At 65.1% G+C, this 20,524-nt stretch carries 20 protein-coding genes; 7 read left to right on the forward strand and 13 right to left on the reverse strand.

Features of this window, described 5'->3' with window-relative positions; translation table 11 throughout:
- Positions 1-15: 15 nt before the first annotated feature.
- The 7 genes from BLS51_RS10095 to BLS51_RS10125 all read right to left on the reverse strand — a co-directional run bounded on the left by BLS51_RS10095 (position 16) and on the right by BLS51_RS10125 (position 7,349).
- A complete protein-coding gene (locus BLS51_RS10095) occupies positions 16-321 on the reverse strand; it encodes a PP0621 family protein (protein WP_090183187.1) in 306 nt (101 codons plus the stop codon).
- On the reverse strand, positions 318-1,121 hold the full coding sequence (locus BLS51_RS10100; RefSeq protein WP_090183184.1) for a cytochrome C assembly family protein: 804 nt from the start codon (positions 1,119-1,121) through the stop codon (positions 318-320). Before BLS51_RS10100 ends, BLS51_RS10095 begins: the two co-directional genes overlap by 4 nt.
- A 22-nt stretch (positions 1,122-1,143) precedes the next feature.
- Positions 1,144-1,935 carry an ABC transporter ATP-binding protein gene (locus BLS51_RS10105; protein ID WP_090183181.1) on the reverse strand — a complete coding sequence of 264 codons (792 nt, stop codon included), beginning with the start codon at positions 1,933-1,935 and terminating at the stop codon, positions 1,144-1,146.
- Positions 1,935-2,765 carry an ABC transporter permease gene (locus BLS51_RS10110; protein ID WP_090183179.1) on the reverse strand — a complete coding sequence of 277 codons (831 nt, stop codon included), beginning with the start codon at positions 2,763-2,765 and terminating at the stop codon, positions 1,935-1,937. Before BLS51_RS10110 ends, BLS51_RS10105 begins: the two co-directional genes overlap by 1 nt.
- Positions 2,765-3,733 (reverse strand): ABC transporter substrate-binding protein, encoded by a 969-nt coding sequence (locus tag BLS51_RS10115; protein WP_090183177.1) that lies wholly within the window; start codon positions 3,731-3,733, stop codon positions 2,765-2,767. Before BLS51_RS10115 ends, BLS51_RS10110 begins: the two co-directional genes overlap by 1 nt.
- Before the next feature lie 179 nt (positions 3,734-3,912).
- Positions 3,913-6,171, reverse strand: coding sequence for a MacB family efflux pump subunit (locus tag BLS51_RS29970; RefSeq protein WP_229207552.1), 2,259 nt, complete (start codon positions 6,169-6,171; stop codon positions 3,913-3,915).
- Positions 6,168-7,349 carry an efflux RND transporter periplasmic adaptor subunit gene (locus BLS51_RS10125; protein ID WP_090183174.1) on the reverse strand — a complete coding sequence of 394 codons (1,182 nt, stop codon included), beginning with the start codon at positions 7,347-7,349 and terminating at the stop codon, positions 6,168-6,170. Before BLS51_RS10125 ends, BLS51_RS29970 begins: the two co-directional genes overlap by 4 nt.
- Before the next feature lie 253 nt (positions 7,350-7,602).
- Here BLS51_RS10125 and ffh point away from each other — a divergent pair, with 253 nt between their 5' ends.
- Positions 7,603-8,970, forward strand: a complete 1,368-nt coding sequence (gene ffh, locus BLS51_RS10130) for a signal recognition particle protein (RefSeq protein ID WP_090183538.1) — start codon at positions 7,603-7,605, stop codon at positions 8,968-8,970.
- Between the two features lie 169 nt (positions 8,971-9,139).
- Positions 9,140-9,511, forward strand: coding sequence for an SWIB/MDM2 domain-containing protein (locus BLS51_RS10135; protein WP_090183172.1), 372 nt, complete (start codon positions 9,140-9,142; stop codon positions 9,509-9,511).
- A gap of 90 nt (positions 9,512-9,601) precedes the next feature.
- On the opposite strand, the gene BLS51_RS10140 is transcribed toward BLS51_RS10135, so the two are convergent.
- Together BLS51_RS10140 and BLS51_RS10145 are read right to left on the reverse strand one after the other, a co-directional pair.
- Positions 9,602-10,198 carry a lytic transglycosylase domain-containing protein gene (locus BLS51_RS10140; RefSeq protein ID WP_090183170.1) on the reverse strand — a complete coding sequence of 199 codons (597 nt, stop codon included), beginning with the start codon at positions 10,196-10,198 and terminating at the stop codon, positions 9,602-9,604.
- Complete coding sequence (locus tag BLS51_RS10145; RefSeq protein ID WP_090183168.1) at positions 10,198-11,934, reverse strand: proline--tRNA ligase; 1,737 nt, start codon at positions 11,932-11,934, stop codon at positions 10,198-10,200. The genes BLS51_RS10140 and BLS51_RS10145 overlap by 1 nt, the downstream gene beginning before the upstream one ends.
- Positions 11,935-12,136: 202 nt before the next feature.
- Between BLS51_RS10145 and BLS51_RS10150 the strand changes: the two genes are divergently transcribed.
- Together BLS51_RS10150 and BLS51_RS10155 are read left to right on the forward strand one after the other, a co-directional pair.
- A complete protein-coding gene (locus BLS51_RS10150; RefSeq protein WP_090183165.1) occupies positions 12,137-12,766 on the forward strand; it encodes an RNA pyrophosphohydrolase in 630 nt (209 codons plus the stop codon).
- Positions 12,767-12,822: 56 nt separating this feature from the next.
- Positions 12,823-13,248: a DUF1841 family protein gene (locus tag BLS51_RS10155; protein ID WP_090183162.1), complete on the forward strand. Its 426-nt coding sequence runs from the start codon at positions 12,823-12,825 to the stop codon at positions 13,246-13,248.
- A 75-nt stretch (positions 13,249-13,323) separates the two neighbouring features.
- Here BLS51_RS10155 and BLS51_RS10160 read toward each other — a convergent pair whose 3' ends face one another.
- Both BLS51_RS10160 and BLS51_RS10165 read right to left on the reverse strand, forming a co-directional pair.
- Positions 13,324-13,671 carry a c-type cytochrome gene (locus BLS51_RS10160; RefSeq protein WP_373994327.1) on the reverse strand — a complete coding sequence of 116 codons (348 nt, stop codon included), beginning with the start codon at positions 13,669-13,671 and terminating at the stop codon, positions 13,324-13,326.
- Positions 13,668-14,006, reverse strand: coding sequence for a c-type cytochrome (locus BLS51_RS10165; protein WP_090183159.1), 339 nt, complete (start codon positions 14,004-14,006; stop codon positions 13,668-13,670). The genes BLS51_RS10160 and BLS51_RS10165 overlap by 4 nt, the downstream gene beginning before the upstream one ends.
- 201 nt (positions 14,007-14,207) lie before the next feature.
- Here BLS51_RS10165 and BLS51_RS10170 point away from each other — a divergent pair, with 201 nt between their 5' ends.
- From BLS51_RS10170 to BLS51_RS10180, 3 genes are read left to right on the forward strand one after another with little or no spacing between them, the layout of a single operon-like run.
- Positions 14,208-15,056, forward strand: a complete 849-nt coding sequence (locus BLS51_RS10170) for an AAA family ATPase (RefSeq protein WP_090183157.1) — start codon at positions 14,208-14,210, stop codon at positions 15,054-15,056.
- Entirely contained in the window at positions 15,053-15,658 is a 606-nt protein-coding gene (locus BLS51_RS10175) for a GNAT family N-acetyltransferase (RefSeq protein ID WP_090183154.1), read from the forward strand. The genes BLS51_RS10170 and BLS51_RS10175 overlap by 4 nt, the downstream gene beginning before the upstream one ends.
- Positions 15,658-16,827, forward strand: coding sequence for a vWA domain-containing protein (locus BLS51_RS10180; RefSeq protein ID WP_090183151.1), 1,170 nt, complete (start codon positions 15,658-15,660; stop codon positions 16,825-16,827). Before BLS51_RS10175 ends, BLS51_RS10180 begins: the two co-directional genes overlap by 1 nt.
- 4 nt (positions 16,828-16,831) lie before the next feature.
- Here the strand turns inward: BLS51_RS10180 and kdpE are convergent, their stop codons facing one another.
- Positions 16,832-17,530 (reverse strand): two-component system response regulator KdpE, encoded by a 699-nt coding sequence (gene kdpE / locus BLS51_RS10185; RefSeq protein ID WP_090183148.1) that lies wholly within the window; start codon positions 17,528-17,530, stop codon positions 16,832-16,834.
- The gene (locus tag BLS51_RS10190; RefSeq protein ID WP_090183145.1) at positions 17,523-20,507 is read right to left on the reverse strand and encodes a DUF4118 domain-containing protein; all 2,985 of its coding nucleotides are present in this window, start codon (positions 20,505-20,507) and stop codon (positions 17,523-17,525) included. The genes kdpE and BLS51_RS10190 overlap by 8 nt, the downstream gene beginning before the upstream one ends.
- Between the last annotated feature and the right edge of the window lie 17 nt (positions 20,508-20,524).

Here is a 20,524-nt window from a genome sequence, read left to right on the forward strand (position 1 = left end):
GACGCGCTGCGGAAATTACGCCGATGGCAGGGCGGCGTGCGCCGCGCTGCAATAGTCACGACCGTTGGCCTGCACTGCTTCCGACGCCGGGAAAAACACGCCGCAATGCGCACATTGCAGCATCACTTCAGCATCATTGGCGGCCTGGGCGGCGGCGCGCGCCTTGTAGGTCTGCTGCGGCTGCGGCTGCGCTTGCGCCTGCTGCTGCTGCTGCTGCTGGCGGAACTGGTCCTGGTAGCGCTTTTGCGCCTGGCGGAACTTGCTGCGGATTGCAAAGATCACCAGCGCGGCCAATGCCAGCCATACTAAAAGCTTCGTCATGCCCAACCCTTATGTAAAACCACTTCAAACACAAACCGGCTGCCGACATAGGCCAGCGCCAGCGTTGCAAAGCCGGCCAGCGTGAAACTCAGCGCGGTCTTGCCGCGCCAGCCACGGAAACGGCGGCCGGCCAGCAGCGCCGCAAACAACAGCCACGACAGCAAGGTAAACACCGATTTATGGTCCCATTTCAGCGCCTGGCCAAACAGCTGCTCGGAGAACACGATGCCCGACAGCACGGTCAGGCTCAGCAGCGTGAAGCCGAAACCGATCATGCGGAACAGCAGCTTTTCCATGGTCAGCAGCGCCGGCAGCTGGTCCAGCGCACCGGACAGAAAGGATTTTTTATCGCTGCGCGCATGCAGGCGCGACTCCTGCAACGCCATCAGCACGGCATGGAAGGCGGCGATGGTCAGCGTGCTGTAGGCCATGGTGGCGATGGCGATATGCCAGCCGAACAGCGGCGATTTGCCCCCCAGCGGCACCAGATTGCCGGGGAAAACCGTCTGTAGCGCGGCAGCCAGCGCCGCACTTGGCATCACCAGGCGGCGCAGGCCGTCCAGGCTGAAATTCTGGTTTTCTATCCAGTACGCGGCCACCGACACCCACAGCGCCGACGACAGCATGGCGGCAAAGCCGAAACGCAGCTCGCCGCTGCCGGCGATCTCGGCCCACAGGCCCAGTCCATGCAGCAGCCAGGCCACCAGCGTCACGGCCGAAATCAGCCCTCCCCGGCGCGATGGCAGGGCGGCGCACAGAATGTACAGCGCGATGGCTGCGATAAGAGAATAGATCTGCATCCCCGCAGTTTACACCATCGCCTCAGTCCACGGCTGCCATGCGCAGCTCATCGTGGTGATGACGTTGCTGTTCTTCCATCACCAGCTGTCCCAGTTCGCGCTTCAGCGCATTGAACTCGGCGGCGGCCGGGTCGCGCAATCGTGGCAGATCAACCAGGATGTCGCGCTTGACGGTGCCGGGGCGGTAGGTCATCACCACGATGCGGTCGGCCAGGTAAATCGCCTCCTCGATCGAATGGGTAACGAAGATGATGGTCTTTTTCAGCTCGGCCCAGATGCGCAGCAATTCGTCCTGCAGATTGCGCCGGGTGAGCGCGTCCAGCGCGCCGAAAGGCTCATCCATCAGCATGATCGGCGAATCCAGCGCCAGCACGCGGGCGATCGCCACCCGCTGGCGCATGCCGCCGGACAGGTCCTTCGGATAGCGGTTGCGGAAATCCTGCAAGGACAGCATGGTCAGCAGCTGCTCCACGGTGGCAGCGATCTGCGCCTTCGGCTGGCCCTTGATCTGCAGCCCGAAGGCGACATTCTCGGCCACCGTCATCCATGGGAACAGCGCATACTCCTGGAACACCATGCCGCGCTCGGGGCCGGGCGCGGTGACCAGCTTGCCATCGGCGGTGATGCTGCCGGACGATGGCGGCGCAAAGCCGGCCACCGCGTTCAGCAAGGTCGACTTGCCGCAGCCCGACGGTCCCAGCAGGCAGACAAACTGCCCTTGCGGGATTTCCAGGTTGATGTCCTTCAGCGCCACCACTTCCCGCTCGGCGGTCTGGAACACCTTGTTGACTTGCGAAACCAGGATGTGGCTCATCAGTTCTCCAGTCCGCGGTGCCAGCGCAGCAGATAGTTATTCAGCTTGTTCATGCCGACGTCGATCGCCAGGCCGATCAGGCCGATGGTAATCATGCCGGCGATGATCTTGTCCGACCAGAAGTATTCGCGCGCTTCCAGGATGCGGAAGCCGAGGCCGTTGTTGACCGCCACCATCTCGGCCACGATCACCACGATGAAGGCGGTGCCGATGCCGATCCGCACGCCGGACAGGATGTACGGCACCGCCGCTGGCAGGATCACCCGGCTAAACAGGGTATAGCCGGAAGCGCCGAGGTTGCGCGCCGCACGGATATATATGCCGTCCACCTGGCGCACGCCGGCGATGGTATTCATCAGCACCGGGAAGAAGGCGCCCAGCGCGATCAGGAACACTGCCGGCGGATTGCCGAGGCCAAACCACAGCATCGACAGCGGAATGTAGGCGATCGGCGGAATCGGCCGCACCATCTGCACCAGCACGTTGAACCAGTCATAGACGCGGGTACTCATGCCCATCGCCAGCCCCAGCGGCAGCGCCAGGCCGCCGCCGATCAGGAAGCCGAGCACCACCCGGTACAAGCTGCTCAGCGAATCGGTGATCAGCTCGCCGGAGACGGCCCAGTGCAGCCAGCTGCCGGCCGCCGGATCGTAAGGCGTCAGCGGCAGCAGGTAGGCCACCCACTTCTCCGCCACCGCCAGCGGCGACGGCAGCACCTGCGGATTGACCCAGCCCATGGCAGCCACCGTCTGCCACAGCGCCACCACCAGCGCCGGCAGTACCATCCCGATGCCGATCTGCCGCCACGACGACGAAGCCGCGGCAGCCATTATTTGACGCCCAGGTTCTTCTTGGCGGCGTCCAGCAGGTCGGTCTTGACCCAGTCTTTCGCCACCGGCGGCTTGCTCATGCGGCCAACGCCGGTCTTGACCATGACATCGGTGGTGATCTGGATATGTTCCGGCGTGATGTCGTAACTGTACGGCGAGTTGCCGATGGCGTCGTCGAAGTCATCCTTGGTGATCTGGTTTTTAAAGACCACCTCGCGCACATACTTCTCCGCCACCGCCTTGTTCTCGATGAACAGCTTGGTCGACTGCACGAAGCAGTTCATGAACTTTTCGGCCAGCGGGCGCTTCTCTTTATAGAACTTCTCGGTCATCACCATGGTGCGCACCGGCTCGCCGATCGGCGTATCGTAAGGCTTGATGATCTCGGTGCCGAAGCCCTTGTTGATCGCCTGCGACGATTGCGGCTCGGACTGCATCATGGCATCGATCTGCTTGCCCAGCAGCGCCTGGTTCAAGTCGGCATAGGCGAGGAATACCAGCTGCACATCCTTGCCCGGCTGGTCGGAGACGGTCAGGCCGTTCTGCTGCAACTCGGCCAGCAACAGCACTTCCTGGATGCCGCCACGGGTGACACCAACCTTCTTGCCCTTCAGGTCCTTGACGGTTTTCAGCTTCAGGTCGGCGCGGCTGACCAGCTGCGCACCGCCCTTGGCAAAGCCGGCCACCACATAGATCGGCGCGCCGCCGGCGCGGCCGGAGATGGCCGCCTCCGAGGCGGTGGTGCCGACATCCAGCTCGCCGGCGATGATGGCCTGCATCACATCCAGCCCCTTGGCGAACACCCGCTCCTCAACCTTGATGCCGCACTTGGGGGCAATCTCCTTGATATACGAGACGGCGCCGTAATGGGCGAACTTGAGATTTCCCAGGCGTACAACTTCCTGCGCCTGAACCGGGGCCAGCGTAGCAGCCAGGATCACCGCCGTGCACATCGCTTTCAGTTTCATCCGTCTCTCCTCCAGGTGTTTTGTTCAGGAAATCATACCAGCGTCGCTGCAAAAAATGTAACGTTGTGTTTTTTGTGACACTGATCACGCAAATGCGCACCCAACGGCAGCATCTATTTGATCGACACCGATGGCAAGGCGCGCCTGCGGGTGCCGGGCGGCGACGACCAAACCAGGCGTCAGCCGGCCAGCGCCACCACCGGGTCCAGCGCGGAGGCTTTGCGCGCGGGCATGTAGCCGAACACCAGGCCGGTGATCACCGCGCAGCCGAAGGCGCCGGCGATGGCGCTCAGCGAGAAGATCACCGGCACTGCCCACACCAGCAGCAGGCTGGCAAACACCACGCCGACCACGATGCCGGCCACGCCGCCAACCACCGACACCAGCACCGCCTCGGTCAGGAACTGGCGCAGGATGTCGCGCCGGCGCGCGCCAGTGGCCATGCGGATGCCGATTTCGCGGGTGCGCTCGCGCACCGTCATCAGCATCACATTCATCACGCCGATGCCGCCGACCACCAGCGATACCGCCGCGATCAGGCTCAGCATCACGGTCATATTGTCCTGCGCGCGCGCCTCGGCGGCGATGGCGGCGGCAGCATTGCCGATGCCGTAGTCGCGGATGCGGTGGCGCGCGAACAACACCTCGTCGATGGCCTTTTCCACTTCCGCCACGCGCGTCACGTCGGCCGCCGCCAGTACCGTGTAGGTCGGCTCGCGCTGGCCGAACACGCGGATGCCGGCGGTGGAGAATGGCAGCAGCAGCACGTCGTCCTGGTCCTGCTCGCCGGTCAGCGCGCCCTTGGCGCTCATCACGCCGATCACCTGGAACGGCACGTTGCCGATCAATATGGTCTGGCCGACCGGGTTGGCGACATCGGGCAGCAGCTTTTCCGCCAGCCGTGAACCCAGCACGGCGACGGTGGCCATTTCGCGCTCGTCCTGCTCGGTGAAGAAACCGCCGCGCGCCACCGGCCAGGTCTGGATGCGCGGCAGTTCGGGGCCGGTGCCGCGCACATAGGTCTGCACGTCCAGGTTGCCGTGGCGGACCACTTTGTTGCCGGTGACGTTGGGCAGCACGTGGGCAACGCCGGGGACGTCGGCCAGCGCTTCCAGGTCGCCCAGCGTGATGCTGCGGCCGGGGATGCGCGAACTCTCGCCGCGCGACGACATATATAAGAGGTTGGAGCCGAACGCGCCCAGTTGCGCCATCACCTGCTGGCGCGTGCCCAGGCCGATGGCCAGCATGACGATCACCGAGGCGACGCCGATGATGATGCCGAGCAGCGTCAGGCCGGTGCGGAAGCGGTTGATCCACAACACCCGCCAGGCGGCGCGCGTGGCGTCGGCCAGCTCGGACCACAGCGACGCACCGCGATCAAATTTGGCGCGCGACAGATCCAGCGGCGGCAGCACCCTCGCCGGCCCGCCAGCAGCAGCGGCGGCGGCGGCGCTGACCGCCGCCGCTGGCGCCGCTGCTGGCGCCGATGTTGGTGCCGATGTTGGCGCCGCTGCTGGCGCCGATGTTGGTGCCGATGTTGGTGCCGATATTGGTGCCGATATTGGTGCCGATGTTGGCGCCGATGGCGGCACCATGGACGGCGTCGCCGCGAGCGGGCCGGAATCGGCGACCACCAGGCCGTCGCTGACTTCGATCACGCGGCGGGCTTGCGCCGCCACCTTGCGGTCGTGGGTAATCAGGATGATGGTGTGGCCGGCGTCGGCCAGCTCGCCCAGCAGCGCCATTACTTCGGCGCCGCTCTTGCTGTCCAGCGCGCCGGTCGGCTCGTCGGCCAGGATGATGCGGCCGCCGTTCATCAGCGCCCGCGCAATCGACACCCGCTGCTGCTGGCCACCGGACATCTGGCTCGGCCGGTTGTCCAGCCGCTCGCCGAGGCCAAGACGCTCCAGCAGTTGCACCGCGCGCGCATGGCGCTCGGCAGCCGGCATGCCGGCATACAGCGCCGGCACCTCGACGTTCTCGCGCGCCGACTCGGTGGCAATCAAATGATAGCCCTGGAACACGAAGCCAAACGCCTCGCGCCGCAGCCACGCCAGCTCATCGGCGTTCATGCCGGCGACGTCCTTGCCGGCAAACAGATAGCTGCCTTCGCTTGGCCGATCCAGGCAACCCAGCATATGCATCAGCGTTGACTTGCCCGAGCCAGAAGCGCCGACGATCGCCACAAACTCGCCCGCGCGTATCGCCAGATCGACACCGCGCAACACCTCCACCGCCGGCGCACCATGCTGGCCGCCATAGCGCTTGCGGATGCCGCGCAGCGCAATCAGCGCCGGCTCACCAGCACCGGCAGCGGCAACGGCGCCCTCGCCGGCCACACGCACCGCGCCGTCCTCCGCCGCCGCCGACCGCGCGCCATCGCCGACCGCCGCCGCATCAGCCGCGCGCTGCGCACCGAAATCATCCGCCTCGCTCATAGCTGGAACCTGCTGACGCCTTCCGCCACCTGCTCGCCGGTGACCAGCAATTCGCCCTCGCGCAAGCCCTCCAGCACCTCCGCGCTCAGGCGATTGCGCACGCCGAGCTTGACCTCGCGCGTCTGCACGCTGCCATCATCGGCGATCACCCGCGCCGTGAACTGGCCGCGTTTGGCGCCCTCGCCGCCTGCCGGCTTCAGCGCCGGCAGCGGCACCGCCAGTACATTGTTGGCGGCCGCCGTCACAAACACCACCTGCGCCGTCATCTGCGGCATCAACTCGCCATCAGCGTTGTCCACCTCAAACAGCACCGTGTACAGAATCACCTTGCTGGAGGACGGCGCCAACGCCGTACCCGCGTTGACACCACCCGCCACCGGCGGCGCCGGCAGCACCTGCCGCACCTTGCCGTTCCAGCGCCGCTGATCGCCACCCAGCGTGGTGAAATACACGCCCATGCCCGGCCGCACGCGCCGCACATCCGCCTCCGACACCTCGGTCCACACCGTCATCGCCGCCAGGTCCGCAATGCGCAACAGGTTCGGCGTTTGATAGGTCGCGTTCAGCGTCTGCCCTTCGCGCGCATCCAGGCTGACCACGGTGCCAGCCATCGGCGCATAGATACGGGTGTAGCCCAGCCGCGCCTCATCGGCCTTCAACGTGGCTTGGGTCTGATCAATCTGCGCCTTCAGGTTGTCGATGCGCGCCAGCGCCGACTCCAGCGTCGCCTGGGCGATATCCTGATCGCTGCCCGAGGTCGCATCGAATTCCGCCATCATGCGCTGGCGCTGATGCTGGCGGGTCGCCAGCCGGTGCTGCGCCTGATGCTCGGCCAGCTGCGCGCGCAGGCCGGCCAGCGCCGCGCGGCCGGCGTCCACCGTTGCCTGCTGCACGCTCGGATCGATCTCCGCCAGCAGCGCGCCCTGCTTGACGCTGCTGCCCGGCGCCACATGCAGGCGCGTGATCTGGCCCGACACCTGCGCGCCGACATCCACATACCGCTGCGGCTGCAAGGTGCCGATCGCCGTCACGCTGGCCTCGATGCTGGCGCGCTGGACCGGCGCCGTCTGATACACCACGGCCGGCTTGCGCAGCAGCCAGGCCCCACCACCAGCGGCGGCCAGCGCCACCGCCACTGCCGCACCGATACCGGCGCGGCGCGAAAATCCACCAAACATCCATCACTCCTTGATCAGAATAGATGCGCCACCACGCAGCGCCGCGTAAGGCGGCGACGAAGCTGGCTAGGAGGAGTGGCTGGCGAGGGCGGGAACGGGCGGCGCAAGGCTGCAAATAAGAACTGTTCTCATTCTAACCGCAGCGTTAGCCTCTTTGCAATCCGCCACGGCGCCGCCGCCTGCACGACCTGAGGTAAAATGGCGGCCATTGTCCGGCCGTGCGGCCGGCGTCACCACCCATAGACCGATCACCATGCTAGATAATCTGACTCAACGCCTCGCCAAGGTCGTCAAGACCATGCGCGGCGAGGCCCGCCTGACCGAAGCCAACACCGCCGAGATGCTGCGCGAAGTGCGCATGGCGCTGCTGGAGGCCGACGTCGCCCTGCCGGCCGTGCGCGAATTCATCGCCCGCGTCAAGGAAAAATCCCTTGGCGAGGAAGTGATTTCCTCGCTGTCGCCGGGCCAGGCGCTGGTCGGCGTGGTGCAGCGCGAGCTGGCCGCCCTGATGGGCGCCGACCTCGGCGCCGAAGCGACCCAGCTGAGCTTTGCCCAGCAGCCGCCCGCCATCATCCTGATGGCCGGCCTGCAAGGTGTGGGCAAGACCACCACCGTCGGCAAGCTGGCCAAGTACCTGCAAGAAGAAAAGAAAAAGAAAGTGCTGACGGTATCGGCCGACGTCTACCGTCCGGCCGCAATCGCCCAGCTGCAATCGGTGACCGGCCAGGTCGGCGCCGACTTCTTCCCGTCCACCGCGCAGGACAAGCCGGTCGACATCGCGCTGGCCGCACTGGACTGGGCCAGGAAGCACTACCATGACGTGCTGATTATCGACACCGCCGGCCGTCTCGGCATCGATGAAGAAATGATGAAAGAGATCGCCGCCGTGCACGGCGCGGTGAAACCGGTCGAAACGCTGTTTGTGGTCGACGCCATGCTCGGCCAGGACGCCATCAACACCGCCAAGGCCTTCAACGACGCGCTGCCGCTGACCGGCATCGTGCTGACCAAGCTGGATGGCGACTCGCGCGGCGGTGCCGCGCTGTCGGTGCGTCACATCACCGGCAAGCCGATCAAGTTTGCCGGCGTCTCGGAAAAGCTGGACGGCCTGGAAGCCTTCGACCCGACCCGCATGGCCAACCGCGTGCTGGGCATGGGCGACATCCTGGCGCTGGTCGAAGAAGCGCGCAAGGGCGTCGACGCCAAGGCCGCCGCCGATCTGGCCAACAAGGTCAAGTCGGGTGGCAAATTTGACATGAACGACTTCAAGGCGCAACTGGGCCAGATGAAGAAAATGGGCGGCATGGCCAGCCTGGTCGACAAGCTGCCGGCGCAGTTCCAGCAGGCGGCCGGCAACGCCAATATGGACCAGGCCGACAAACAGGTGCGCCGCATGGTCGGCATCATCGACTCGATGACGGCAGCCGAACGCGCCAAGCCGGAGCTGATCAAGGCCACCCGCAAGCGCCGCATCGCTGCTGGCGCCGGCGTCCAGGTGCAGGAAGTCAACCGCATGCTGAACCAGTTCGAGCAGATGCAGACCATGATGAAAAAGCTGTCCGGCGGTGGCATGATGAAGATGATGCGCTCGATGAAGGGCATGATGCCAGGGCTGCGCTAAACGCCCGAAAGCGCGGCAAACCACGTAAACACCGGTCTAGCCCCGTGTTTACGTCGTGTTTCCGGGAAAAAACGCGAAAAACACTTGCGTACTGCTTAAATCCCCACCAATATTAGCCGGTGCGATCAATTGCGCAATTTTTCTATGTGTTCGTTAAGGAGGCTCGAATATGGCAACAGCCAAAAAAGCAGCACCTGCTAAGAAACCGGCAGCAAAACCTGCCGTGAAGAAAGCAGCAGCACCAGTCAAAGCAGCAGCTAAACCAGCAGTGAAAAAAGCACCCGCAGCACGCAAACCTAACGCCGCTTTCATGAAAGCGCTGACGCCATCCGCCTCCCTGGCTGCCGTCGTGGGTGCAGCGCCTCTGCCGCGCACCGAAGTGACCAAGAAAGTGTGGGAATACATCAAGAAACACGATCTGCAAGATGCGGCCAACCGCCGCAACATCAACGCTGACGACAAGCTGAAAGCAGTCTTCGGCGGCAAAGCCCAGGTTTCGATGTTCGAAATGACCAAGCTCATTTCCGACCACCTGAAATAAGCGTCCCGCGCGCCCGCGCGAAAAACCGGGGGTCAGTTCTGCCAAACGTACACGAGCTCGTGTACGTTTGGCAGAACTGACCCCCGGTTTTTATTTCCAGTTGTTCCAGGCTTTGAGGACGGCGTTCGGGTAGTCGGGCTTGCCACGGCTGCCGTTGTAGCGGCCCAGCGCGAGGAACAGGTTGCCCGCCTCCATGTCGATATACATGCGCAGGATCGCGCAGCCGTAGCGCAGATTGGTCTGCATGTCGAACAGCGCGCGCCGGTTGCGGTCGCCGATCACATTGGTCCAGAACGGCATCACCTGCATATAACCGCGCGCGCCGGCAATCGACACCGCGTACTTGCGATAGGCCGATTCCACCTGGATCAGGCCCAGCACCATGCCCGGATCGAGCCCGGCGCGGCGCGCTTCATACCAGACGGTGGCGAGGAATTCATGGCGGGTCTGCTGGTCCGGCAGCTTGCGCTGCAGCCGGTAGGACATGCTTTCCAGCCAGTTCTGATAGCGCGCCTGGTCGGAAGGATTGCGGAAACTCGGCGTCGGCGGCGTCGCATCCTTGATGGCGTTTGACAGCGCCAGCCGCACCGAGTCGGCCAGCGCTTCTTCCTTCTGGTTGCCGGCCAGCGCCGGCATGCTGGCCAGCGCCAGCAGCAATGCCGCCCACGCCGGCCGCAGCGCTTTCATCACTGCGCCAGTTTGCCCTGGATGAAGGCCAGCACCTCGGCTACCGGCACGGCAGTCGCTTCGGTGTCGCGGCGGCCCTGGTATTCCAGGTTGCCTTCCTTCAGGCCACGGTCGCCGATCACCACGCGGTGCGGCACGCCGATCAGCTCCCAGTCGGCAAACATCTGGCCCGGACGCTGGCCACGGTCGTCGAGGATGACATCGATGCCGGCCGCCACCGCGTCGGCGTACAGCTTCTCGGCGGTTTCCTTGACCGCTTCGCTGCGGTCCATGCCCATCGGGCACAGCACCAGCTCGAACGGCGCCAGCGACGTCGGCCAGATGATGCCCTTGTCGTCGAAGTTCTGCTCGATCGCAGCACCCAGGATGCGGGTGATGCCGATGCCGTAGCACCCCATCTGCAGCGGCGCCGGTTTGCCGTTTTCGTCGAGGAACGTGGCTTTCATCGCTTCCGAATAGGCGGTGCCCAGCTGGAACACGTGGCCCACTTCGATGCCGCGCTCGATCGCCAGCACGCCCTGGCCGTCCGGCGAAGCGTCGCCCTCGACCACATTGCGCAGGTCGGCCACGACGGCCGGCTCGGCGGTGTCGCGGCCCCAGTTGGCGCCCGTGTAGTGGTAGCCGGCATCGTTCGCGCCGCAGATGAAGTCGGCCATATTGGCCACCGTGCGGTCAGCCACCACGGTGACCGGGGCCTTGGTGCCGATCGGGCCCAGATAGCCCGGCACGGTGCCGTAGACTTCGAGGATTTCTGCCTCGGTCGAGAAGCGGTGTGCCGCCAAGCCAGCCACCTTGCCGACCTTGACTTCGTTGAGTTCGTGGTCGCCACGCAACAACAACATGAAATACTGTTTAGTGACTTTGCCGTCCTGCTCGTTCTCGACGGTCAGCGCCAGCGTCTTCACGGTCTGCGACAGCGGCTGCTTCAGCTGCTCGGCCACCAGTTCGCACTTGGTGGCGTCCGGCGTCGCCACCTTGCTCAGCGCCTGCGCGGCGGCAGGACGGCTGGCGTTGACTGGCAGCGCCTCGGCTGCTTCCATATTCGCCGCGTAGTCGGAGGTCGGGCAGTACACCACCGCATCTTCGCCGGTATGGGCGATGACGTGGAATTCGTGCGAGCCGGTGCCGCCAATCGCGCCGTTATCGGCTGCTACCGCACGGAACTTCAAGCCGAAACGGTTGAAAATGCGTACATAGGCGTCGTACATGATTTTGTACGAGGCTTGCATGCCGGCCAGGTCACGGTCGAAGGAGTACGCATCCTTCATGGTGAACTCGCGGCCGCGCATCAGGCCGAAGCGTGGACGGCGCTCGTCGCGGAATTTGGTTTGAATGTGGTAAAAATTCAACGGCAACTGGCGGTAGGATTTGATTTCCGAACGAACAACATCGGTGATCACTTCCTCGGCGGTCGGCTGGAAGGCGAATTCGCGGCCGTGACGGTCCTTGATGCGCAGCAGTTCGGCGCCCATCTTGTCCCAGCGGCCGGTCTCCTGCCACAGCTCGGCCGGCTGGATCAGCGGCATCAACAGCTCAATGGCGGCCGACTGGTTCATCTCCTCGCGGACGATGGCTTCAACCTTGCGGATGATCTTCAGGCCCATCGGCATATAGGTATAAATGCCCGAACCCAGGCGTTTGATCATGCCGGCGCGCATCATTAACTGATGGCTGACGATCTCGGCATCCGAAGGAGCTTCTTTAAGCGTGGAAATAAAAAAACGTGACGCGCGCATACGGTGAATTCTTTTTAAAAAGAGAGAGTTATAATCAACCTAATTTTAAAGGATTAGCTGGCTGATGCACCCATACTTTATACAAATGCGTTCAAATCAGGGCCCTCCGGCCGTTTTCGTACCGCGAAAACGCTGCCGGCGTGCCGTTTTGTGGGCAAAAATATAAGCAGGGAGCACAGCCGCAGAAAGTTTGAGGTGCAATATGCTCGATCGTGAAGGGTTTCGGCCCAACGTCGGCATCATCCTGCTGAACGCCCAGAACGAGGTGTGGTGGGGCAAGCGGGTGCGCGAGCACTCATGGCAATTTCCGCAAGGCGGCATCAAGTATGGAGAGACGCCAGAGCAGGCGATGTATCGCGAGCTGGAAGAGGAAATCGGTCTGCGGGCCGAGCACGTCAAGATTGTCGGTCGCACCCGCGACTGGCTGCGCTATGAGGTGCCGGACCATTTCATCAAGCGGGAAATCCGCGGCCACTACCGTGGCCAGAAGCAGATCTGGTTCCTGTTGCGGATGTGCGCCCGCGATAACGACGTCAACCTGCGCCTGACCGACCATCCGGAATTCGACGCCTGGCGCTGGCATGACTACTGGGTGCCGCTGGACGTGGTGATTGAATTCAAGCGCGACGTCTACCAGCGCGCGCTGCAGGAATTGTCGCGTTTCCTGACCTGGCCGGCCAATGGCCATGACCGCCGCCACCACGGCTCGCGCTACCTGCGCCAGCCGCACGCGCCGCGCAACAGCGCGACGCCGGCGCCCAAGCCCCTGCCGCCCACCACGGACGACTGTGCTTGCGCCGAACCCACGGCGGAGCACAAAGACAGCGCATGAGGCAAAAAACCGGGACCGTCTGACGGTCCCGGTTTTTTTACGTACAATGGCGGCCTATGTTTAATCCCTCTTCCGACGATGTGCGCCGCTTCTTCTGCGACGCCTACCGCAAGCAACAGGCGCGCGAACCGCTGACGCCACTCGAAGCCATGGCGGCCGACTGGATCCGCCACCATCCCGAATACCACGACGTGCTGCAGGATGTCGAAACCGCCTTGACGCGCGACTACAAGGTCGAAGGCGCGCAAGCCAACCCGTTCTTGCACCTGTCGATGCACCTGTCGATCGACGAGCAGATTTCGATCGACCAGCCGCCCGGCATCCGCGCGCTGGCGACCGAGCTGACGCTGAAGCTGGACGACGCCCACGCCGCGCAGCACGCCATCATGGAATGCCTGGGCGAAATGATCTGGAACGCCCAGCGCACCGGCACCCCGCCCGACGGCATCGCCTACATCGAAGCCATCAAGCGCCGCCTCTAAACTCCTAAACTCCGGGGTCAGTTCTGCCAAACGTACATGAGCTCGTGTACGTTTGGCAGAACTGACCCCGGGTTTTTAGCGGTGCGTGGCGAGCGTGCCTGGCAGGCTGTGCAGGTAGGCGGCCAGGTCTTTGATGTCCTGGTTGCTCAAGGGCTTGACCTGGCCGGTCATGATGGCGTTGCTGCGGCCGTTGGCGGCGTCGCCGCGCTTGTAGGTCTTCAGCGCGTGCTCCAGGTAGTCCTTGTGCTGGCCGGCCAGCTTCGGATAGCTGGGGTCGATCGGCGTGTTGAAGTCCTTGCCGTGACAGCTGAAACAGGCGTATTTGTCGGCCAGCGCCTTGCCGGCGGTGACGCTGCCAGCCGCTTGCGCGCCCATCGCGGCCAGCAGGCAGGCGGCTGCGGCGATCCAGTGTGCTGTCTTCATTTGCTCTCCCCGCTACGCTTCTGCTGTGCATAAAATGCCGCCACGTCGGCAATGTCCTGGTCCGACAGGCTGCTGGCGATGCCCTTCATCGATGGATGCTTGCGCTCGCCTTTTTTATAGGCCTGCAGCGCGCTTTCGATGTACTTGGCCGACTGGCCACCGATCATCGGCACCTGGAACACTTCAGGGAAGGTGGCTTTGTAGCCGGGGATGCCATGGCAGCCGATACACATTTCGATCTTGGCTTTGGCGTTCTGGGCATTGCCCACAACTTCCGCAGCGACGGCGACGTGGGCTAGGCCTGCGAGCACGAGGAGTGCGGGGAGTTTTTTCATGGTGTCTCTAAGTAAGTAATCGGATACTGCGATCTCGGATACTTCTACCACGGGTCAATTCTATTGACTTTTGCTCTACTTGTTCAAGGATTCTAACCTAAGTATTTTTTATAAACAACACGATGCCGTGCGCGCTACCGAGCCCCTCCTCTACGCTTTCCTTCTATACTGTTTGTTCTTTTCTTCCCCGGATACGCAACCATGCAAGCACGCTTCGAAGGCTCCGACCAGTATGTCGCCACCGCCGACCTGAAACTGGCGGTCAACGCCGCCCTGACCCTGCAACGCCCGCTGCTGATCAAGGGCGAACCCGGCACCGGCAAGACCATGCTGGCCGAGGAGGTGGCGGCCGCACTGGACATGCCGCTGCTGCAATGGCACGTCAAGTCGACCACCAAGGCGCAACAGGGCCTGTACGAGTACGACGCCGTCTCGCGCCTGCGCGATTCGCAACTGGGCGACGAGCGCGTGCGCGACATCCACAACTACATCGTCAGGGGCGTGCTGTGGCAGGCCTTTACCGCGCCGGCGCCGGTGGTGCTGCTGATCGATGAAATCGACAAGGCCGACATCGAGTTCCCCAACGACCTGCTGCGCGAACTCGACCGCATGGAGTTCTATGTCTACGAAACCCGCGAGATGGTGCGCGCCGTGCACCGGCCGCTGGTCATCATCACCTCGAATAACGAGAAGGAGCTGCCGGACGCCTTCCTGCGCCGCTGCTTCTTCCACTACATCCAGTTCCCCGACCGCGACACCATGGCGCAGATCGTCCAGGTCCACTATCCGCAGCTGAAGCAGGAGCTGCTGGCGCAGGCGCTGCAAACCTTCTATGAGCTGCGCGACGTCCAGGGCCTGAAGAAGAAGCCGTCTACCTCGGAATTCCTCGACTGGCTGAAGCTGCTGATGGCCGAGGACATCCCGCCGGAGGCGCTGCGCAGCCAGGACCACAAGGCCATCGTGCCACCGCTGCACGGCGCGCTGCTGAAGAACGAGCAGGACATCCACCTGTTCGAGCGCCTGATCCAGATGGTGCGGGCCAACCGATGAGCGCCGCCTTCGACACGCCGCTGCCGCTGACGCTGGAACTGCACGGCGTGCGGCTGGAACCGCTCGGCCCGCACCACGCCGACGGCCTGCGCGCGGCCGCCACCGATGGCGAACTGTGGCAGCTGCGCGTCACTTCGGTGCCGGCGCCGCACGAGGTCGACGCGTATATTTTCAAGGCCATCGAACAGCGCCCCACCCGGCTGGCGTTTGCCGTGACCGACATCGCCAGCGGCGCGCTGATCGGCACCACCAGCTTCCACGACATCGTGCCGGCCATCGGCCGGCTGGAGATCGGCTATACCTGGTACGCCAAAAGCCACCAGCGCAGCCACGTCAACACCACCTGCAAGCTGCTGCTGATGACGCACGCCTTCGAGACGCTGGGCGCAGCGCTGGTCGGCCTGCGCACCGATAATTTCAACTACGCGTCGCAGGCGGCCATCGAACGGCTTGGCGCCAAAAAGGATGGCGTGCTGCGCCACCATGCGCTGCGCCGCGACGGCAGCGTGCGCGACACCGTCATGTACAGCATCAGCGCCGGCGAGTGGCCGGAGATCAAGGCCCACCTGCGCGACCGGCTGGCGCGCCACGGAGTGCGCTGATGCTGATCGATTTCTTCTTCACGCTGAAGGACGCCAAAATCCCGGTGTCGATCAAGGAGTTCCTGACGCTGCTGGAAGCCATGCAGAAGCAGGTGATCCCGCATTCGCTTGACGATTTCTACTATCTGGCGCGCCTCACGCTGGTCAAGGACGAGGCCCACTTCGACAAGTTCGACCGCGCCTTCGGCCTGTACTTCAAGGGCGTCAGCGCCGCCTTCGATGAACAGGGCAGCGTGCCGCTCGACTGGCTGGTGCAGCGCATGAAGCGCGAGCTGACGCCGGAGCAGCTGGCGGCGCTGGAGAAATTCGGCTACGACAAGCTGATGGACCGCCTGCGCGAACTGTTGAAGGAGCAGAAGGAGCGCCACGAGGGCGGCAGCAAGTGGATCGGCACCGGCGGCACCTCGCCGTTCGGCCATGGCGGCACCAATCCGGAAGGTGTGCGCATCGGCGGCAAGGGCGGCAACCGCACTGCGGTCAAGGTGTGGGAGGCGCGCAGCTACAAGGACTACGACGGCGAGCGCGAGATCGGCACCCGCAACATCAAGCTGGCGCTGCGCCGCTTGCGCAAGTTCGCCCGCCTCGGCGCCGCCGAGGAACTGGCGCTGGACGCCACCATCCGCGCCACCGCCAGCAACGCCGGCTACCTCGATATCAGGATGCAGCCGGAGCGCAAGAACAATATCAAGGTGCTGATGCTGTTCGATGTCGGCGGCACCATGGATGATCATATCGAACGCACCGAGGAGCTGTTCTCGGCCGCCAAGTCGGAGTTCAAGAACATGGAGTTCTTTTACTTTCACAACTGCGTGTACGACTATCTGTGGAAGAACAACCGCCGCCGCCATGCGGAGCGCTTCCCTACCTGGGACATCCTGCGCAAGTATCCGCCGGATACCAAGCTGATTTTCGTTGGCGACGCCACCATGAGCCCCTACGAGATTTTGCAGCCGGGCGGCTCGGTCGAGTACAACAATCCGGAGGCCGGCAGCGCCTGGCTGGCGCGCTTCACCAGCGCGTTTCCGAAATTCGTCTGGCTCAACCCGGAGCCGGAGGGCGTGTGGCAGTACCGCCAGTCGGTGTCCATCATCCGCCAGTTGATGAACCACCGCATGTACCCGCTGACCATCAACGGCCTGGAACAGGCGATGCGCACGCTCAGCAAGTAGCCATTTACACCGGTAGTTGCAGGCGGTAGCCGACCGCTGTTTCGGTCAGCAGGTAGCGCGGCTGGGTCGGGTCGTCTTCCAGCTTGTGGCGCAGATGGCCCATGTAGATGCGCAGATAATGGCCGTTCTCGGCCTGCGACGGCCCCCACACGGCGCGCAGCAGCTGCGGGTTGCTCATCACCCGGCCAGCGTTCGCCACCAGCACCGCCAGCAGCCGGTATTCGGTCGGCGTCAGGTGCACATGGGCGCCGCCACGCGTGACGCGGCGGTTCTGCAGGTCGACCACCACTTCGCCAAACTGCACCAGGCCGCTGTTGCCGGCGGCCGGCTGGCGCTGCCGCCGCAGCGTCGCGCGCACCCGCGCCAGCAGCTCGCCGGTGCCGAACGGCTTGGTCAGGTAGTCGTCGGCGCCGGCGTCCAGCGCGCGTATCTTGTCGTCCTCGCCGACCCGCGCCGACAGCACGATCACCGGCACCGCCGACCATTTGCGCAGGTCGGTGATAAAGTCGATGCCGTCGCCGTCCGGCAGCCCCAGATCGAGCACGATCAGGTCGGGCTTGCGCGTGCCGGCGTCGATCAGGCCGCGCTGCAGGCCGGGCGCTTCATGCACCTGCCAGCCCTCTTCTTCCAGCGCGGCGCGCACGAAGCGGCGGATCTGCGGTTCGTCTTCGACCAGCAGCGCGGTCGGCGCGGTGTCATGCATATGCTTCCTCGTCCGGCAGCGCCGGTGGTGTGCCCAGTGGCAGGGTGAAGGTGAAGGCGGCGCCGCCCAGCGGCGTGGCCGGCCGGCCGCTGGCGGCGCTGATGCGGCCACCGTGCGCTTCGACAATGGCGCGGCAGATCGCCAGCCCAAGGCCGACACCGGGCTTGGCCGATTCGCGCTCGCCACGGGTGAATTTTTCAAACAGCGTGTCTTCCTGCCCCGGCGGCAGGCCGGGGCCGTCGTCGGCCACCGTGACCTTGAGCCAGGCGCCGTGCAGCGCCGCGCTGATCTGGATGTGCGCGCCGGCCGGCGTGTATTTGGCGGCGTTTTCCAGCAGGTTGGCCAGCACCCGTTCGATCAGCACGGCGTCGTAGCGCAGCAGCGGCAGGTCGGGCGGCAGCCGCGTGCTGAGCTGGTGGCCTTGCAGCGCGGCGCCGCTGGCGCGCAGCGCGCTGCCCACCACTTCTTCCAGCGGCTGCCATTGCAGGTTGAATGTGACGTCGCCGCTCTGGATGCGCGCCATGTCCAGCAGGTTGGCCACCATGGTGCTCATGCGCCGTGCTTCGTCGTGCAGCGCGCGGGCGCTGTCCTGCTGCGCGGCGCTCAATGGCGGTTTGGAGCCGGCCAGCGATTCGGACAGGCCGACCAGCGAGGTCAGTGGCGTGCGCAGGTCGTGCGACAGCGCCGCCAGCAGCGAGTTGCGCAGCCGTTCGGATTCCATGCTGACCAGCGCGTCCTGCGCCACGCCGATGTAGTGCACCCGCTCCAGCGCGATGGCGGCCAGCGCGGCGAAGGTGTCCAATTGCTGCCGCTGCTCGGGGATCAGCATCCAGCGCCGCTGCTGCGGTTCGATCGCCAGCACGCCGCGCGTGCGCATCGGTGCCACCAGCGGCAGGTAGAAGATGCGGCTGGCCGGCAGCGTGTCAGTGCCCAGCCCGGCCGGCTCGGCACGGTCGAAGGCCCACTGGGCGATGCCGAGGTCGAGCCGCGCGGTGTGGTCGCTGCCGTTGGCGTTGGCGTTACCGTCGCCGTCGCCGTTGCCGTTGCCGCTGGAATGGCTATGGCCATGGCTTGCGCTGCCGGCAGTCGGCCCGCCGCCGGCGCCGGTAGCCGTGCCGGCCGGCGGCAGCAGGCGGCCATCGTCGTCCGGCAGCAGCAGCGTGGCGCGCGCGCGGAAGGCTTGCTGGATCACGCTTTGCGTGCTGTCGAAGATCTGCTCGGTCTGCAACGCGCCGGACAGCTCGCGGGCAAACTCGTACAGCGCCCGCGCTCGCCGCTCGCGCTGCGCTGCCACCCGCGCCTGGAAGCGCAGCCCGGCCGTCAGGTGGCCGGTGATCAGGCCCACCGCCAGCATGACGCCGAAAGTAATCAGGTACTGGAAGTCGCTGATGGCGAAGGTGTAGCGCGGCGCCACGAAGAAGAAATCGAAGCTGGCCACACTGACGCAAGTGGCCAGCACCGACGGCCCGCGGCCGTAGCGCACCGCCACCAGCACCACCACCAGCAGGAACAGCATGGCAAGGTTGGCCAGGTCCAGCCACGCCAGCATCGGCAGCGCCGCCAGCGCGGTGGCGAGACTGGCGGCGCCAGCCACCAGGTAGCCAACCACGCGTCGGCGCTTGCCGCGCGGCCCGCCGGCGTCGCTGGTGGCGCTGGTGGCGCTGGTGGCGTTATCCCGCTGGCCACCGTCATGGTCGCCATGCAGGTGGCCAGCGCTCGCGCTGCCGTGGTTGGCGTCATCGCTCCAGCTGCCCGGCCACAAGCTGCCGGCGCCGTCGCGCATGCCGGCCCTGCCGCGTTCGGCAGGGGGATTGCGCGGGACGCCGATTTCGATCAGGTCGAGGTCGGGCGCGTGCTGCGCCAGCCGCTTGATGTGCGGCGTCCGCCACGGCTGCGGCCAGGCGGCACGGTGAGCGCGGCCCAGCACCAGCTTGGACAGGTTGTGGCTGCGTGCGTAGTCCAGCGCCGCCAGCGCGATGTCGGCGCCGGACAGCACGGCGGTGCTGGCGCCCAGTTCTTCGGCCAGCTTCAGGTGCTTCAATATCTGTTCACGCTGCGCCGCCGGCAGCCGTTGCAGCCCCGGCGTTTCGACATACACTGCGTGCCAGCCGGTGCCCAGTTGGCTGGCCAGCCGCGCCGTGCTGCGCACCGTGTGCTCGCCATCGGCGCGCGGGCCGACACAGGCCAGCAGCGCGGCGCCGGTCTTCCAGATGTCGGCGATGGATTTTTCTACGCGGTATGCGCGCACATCGTCTTCGATGCGGTCGGCGGTGCGCCGCAGCGCCAGCTCGCGCAGCGCGATCAGATTCCCCTTGCGGAAGAAGTTTTTCGACGCCCGTTCGGCCTGCGCCGCCTGGTACACCTTGCCGCCCTGCAGGCGCGCCAGCAGTTCGTCGGCCGGCAAGTCGACCAGCACCACTTCGTCGGCCTGGTCGAACACGGTGTCGGGCACCGTTTCGCCGACGCGGATGCCGGTGATGCCGCCCACCACGTCGTTCAGGCTTTCCAGGTGCTGCACGTTGACCGTGCTGAGGACGTCGATACCGGCTTCCAGCAGCTCTTCGACGTCCTGCCAGCGCTTCGGGTGGCGCGAGCCGGGCGCGTTGCTGTGCGCCAGTTCGTCCATCAGGATCAGCGCCGGCTGCGCTGCCAGTGCGCCATCCAGGTCGAATTCCTGCAACTGCTTGCCGCGGTGCGCGACCTGGCGCGGCGGCAGTTGCGGCAGCCCGGCCAGCATGGCGGCGGTGTCGGCGCGGCCGTGGGTTTCCACCACGCCGACCAGCACCGGCTGGCCGGCTTCCTGCAGCTTGCGGGCGGCAGCCAGCATGGCGTAGGTCTTGCCGACGCCGGCCGAGGCGCCGAAGTAGATGCGCAGCTTGCCGCGCGCGGCCTTGCGCTGCTGCGCCTGCACCTGCGCCAGCAGCGCGTCAGGGTCGGGGCGTACGGGCTCCCGGCGGAGGTTGTCGTCATTGGCCATGCGCGGATTGTACCCGT

This window comes from Duganella sp. OV510, from assembly GCF_900100205.1.
Lineage (GTDB): Bacteria > Pseudomonadota > Gammaproteobacteria > Burkholderiales > Burkholderiaceae_D > Rugamonas.

What these genes read in the sequence shown, in the direction of transcription:
- BLS51_RS10190 (WP_090183145.1), bottom strand. Translation starts at nt 20,507, where the DNA reads ATGGCCAATGACGACAACCTCCGCCGGGAGCCCGTACGCCCCGACCCT.
- BLS51_RS10105 (WP_090183181.1), bottom strand. Translation starts at nt 1,935, where the DNA reads ATGAGCCACATCCTGGTTTCGCAAGTCAACAAGGTGTTCCAGACCGCC.
- BLS51_RS10180 (WP_090183151.1), top strand. Translation starts at nt 15,658, where the DNA reads ATGCTGATCGATTTCTTCTTCACGCTGAAGGACGCCAAAATCCCGGTG.
- BLS51_RS10110 (WP_090183179.1), bottom strand. Translation starts at nt 2,765, where the DNA reads ATGGCTGCCGCGGCTTCGTCGTCGTGGCGGCAGATCGGCATCGGGATG.
- BLS51_RS29970 (WP_229207552.1), bottom strand. Translation starts at nt 6,171, where the DNA reads ATGAGCGAGGCGGATGATTTCGGTGCGCAGCGCGCGGCTGATGCGGCG.
- BLS51_RS10150 (WP_090183165.1), top strand. Translation starts at nt 12,137, where the DNA reads ATGCTCGATCGTGAAGGGTTTCGGCCCAACGTCGGCATCATCCTGCTG.
- BLS51_RS10115 (WP_090183177.1), bottom strand. Translation starts at nt 3,733, where the DNA reads ATGAAACTGAAAGCGATGTGCACGGCGGTGATCCTGGCTGCTACGCTG.
- BLS51_RS10100 (WP_090183184.1), bottom strand. Translation starts at nt 1,121, where the DNA reads ATGCAGATCTATTCTCTTATCGCAGCCATCGCGCTGTACATTCTGTGC.
- BLS51_RS10170 (WP_090183157.1), top strand. Translation starts at nt 14,208, where the DNA reads ATGCAAGCACGCTTCGAAGGCTCCGACCAGTATGTCGCCACCGCCGAC.
- BLS51_RS10175 (WP_090183154.1), top strand. Translation starts at nt 15,053, where the DNA reads ATGAGCGCCGCCTTCGACACGCCGCTGCCGCTGACGCTGGAACTGCAC.
- BLS51_RS10095 (WP_090183187.1), bottom strand. Translation starts at nt 321, where the DNA reads ATGACGAAGCTTTTAGTATGGCTGGCATTGGCCGCGCTGGTGATCTTT.
- BLS51_RS10155 (WP_090183162.1), top strand. Translation starts at nt 12,823, where the DNA reads ATGTTTAATCCCTCTTCCGACGATGTGCGCCGCTTCTTCTGCGACGCC.
- BLS51_RS10165 (WP_090183159.1), bottom strand. Translation starts at nt 14,006, where the DNA reads ATGAAAAAACTCCCCGCACTCCTCGTGCTCGCAGGCCTAGCCCACGTC.
- BLS51_RS10145 (WP_090183168.1), bottom strand. Translation starts at nt 11,934, where the DNA reads ATGCGCGCGTCACGTTTTTTTATTTCCACGCTTAAAGAAGCTCCTTCG.
- kdpE (WP_090183148.1), bottom strand. Translation starts at nt 17,530, where the DNA reads ATGCATGACACCGCGCCGACCGCGCTGCTGGTCGAAGACGAACCGCAG.
- BLS51_RS10140 (WP_090183170.1), bottom strand. Translation starts at nt 10,198, where the DNA reads ATGAAAGCGCTGCGGCCGGCGTGGGCGGCATTGCTGCTGGCGCTGGCC.
- ffh (WP_090183538.1), top strand. Translation starts at nt 7,603, where the DNA reads ATGCTAGATAATCTGACTCAACGCCTCGCCAAGGTCGTCAAGACCATG.
- BLS51_RS10135 (WP_090183172.1), top strand. Translation starts at nt 9,140, where the DNA reads ATGGCAACAGCCAAAAAAGCAGCACCTGCTAAGAAACCGGCAGCAAAA.
- BLS51_RS10160 (WP_373994327.1), bottom strand. Translation starts at nt 13,671, where the DNA reads ATGAAGACAGCACACTGGATCGCCGCAGCCGCCTGCCTGCTGGCCGCG.
- BLS51_RS10125 (WP_090183174.1), bottom strand. Translation starts at nt 7,349, where the DNA reads ATGTTTGGTGGATTTTCGCGCCGCGCCGGTATCGGTGCGGCAGTGGCG.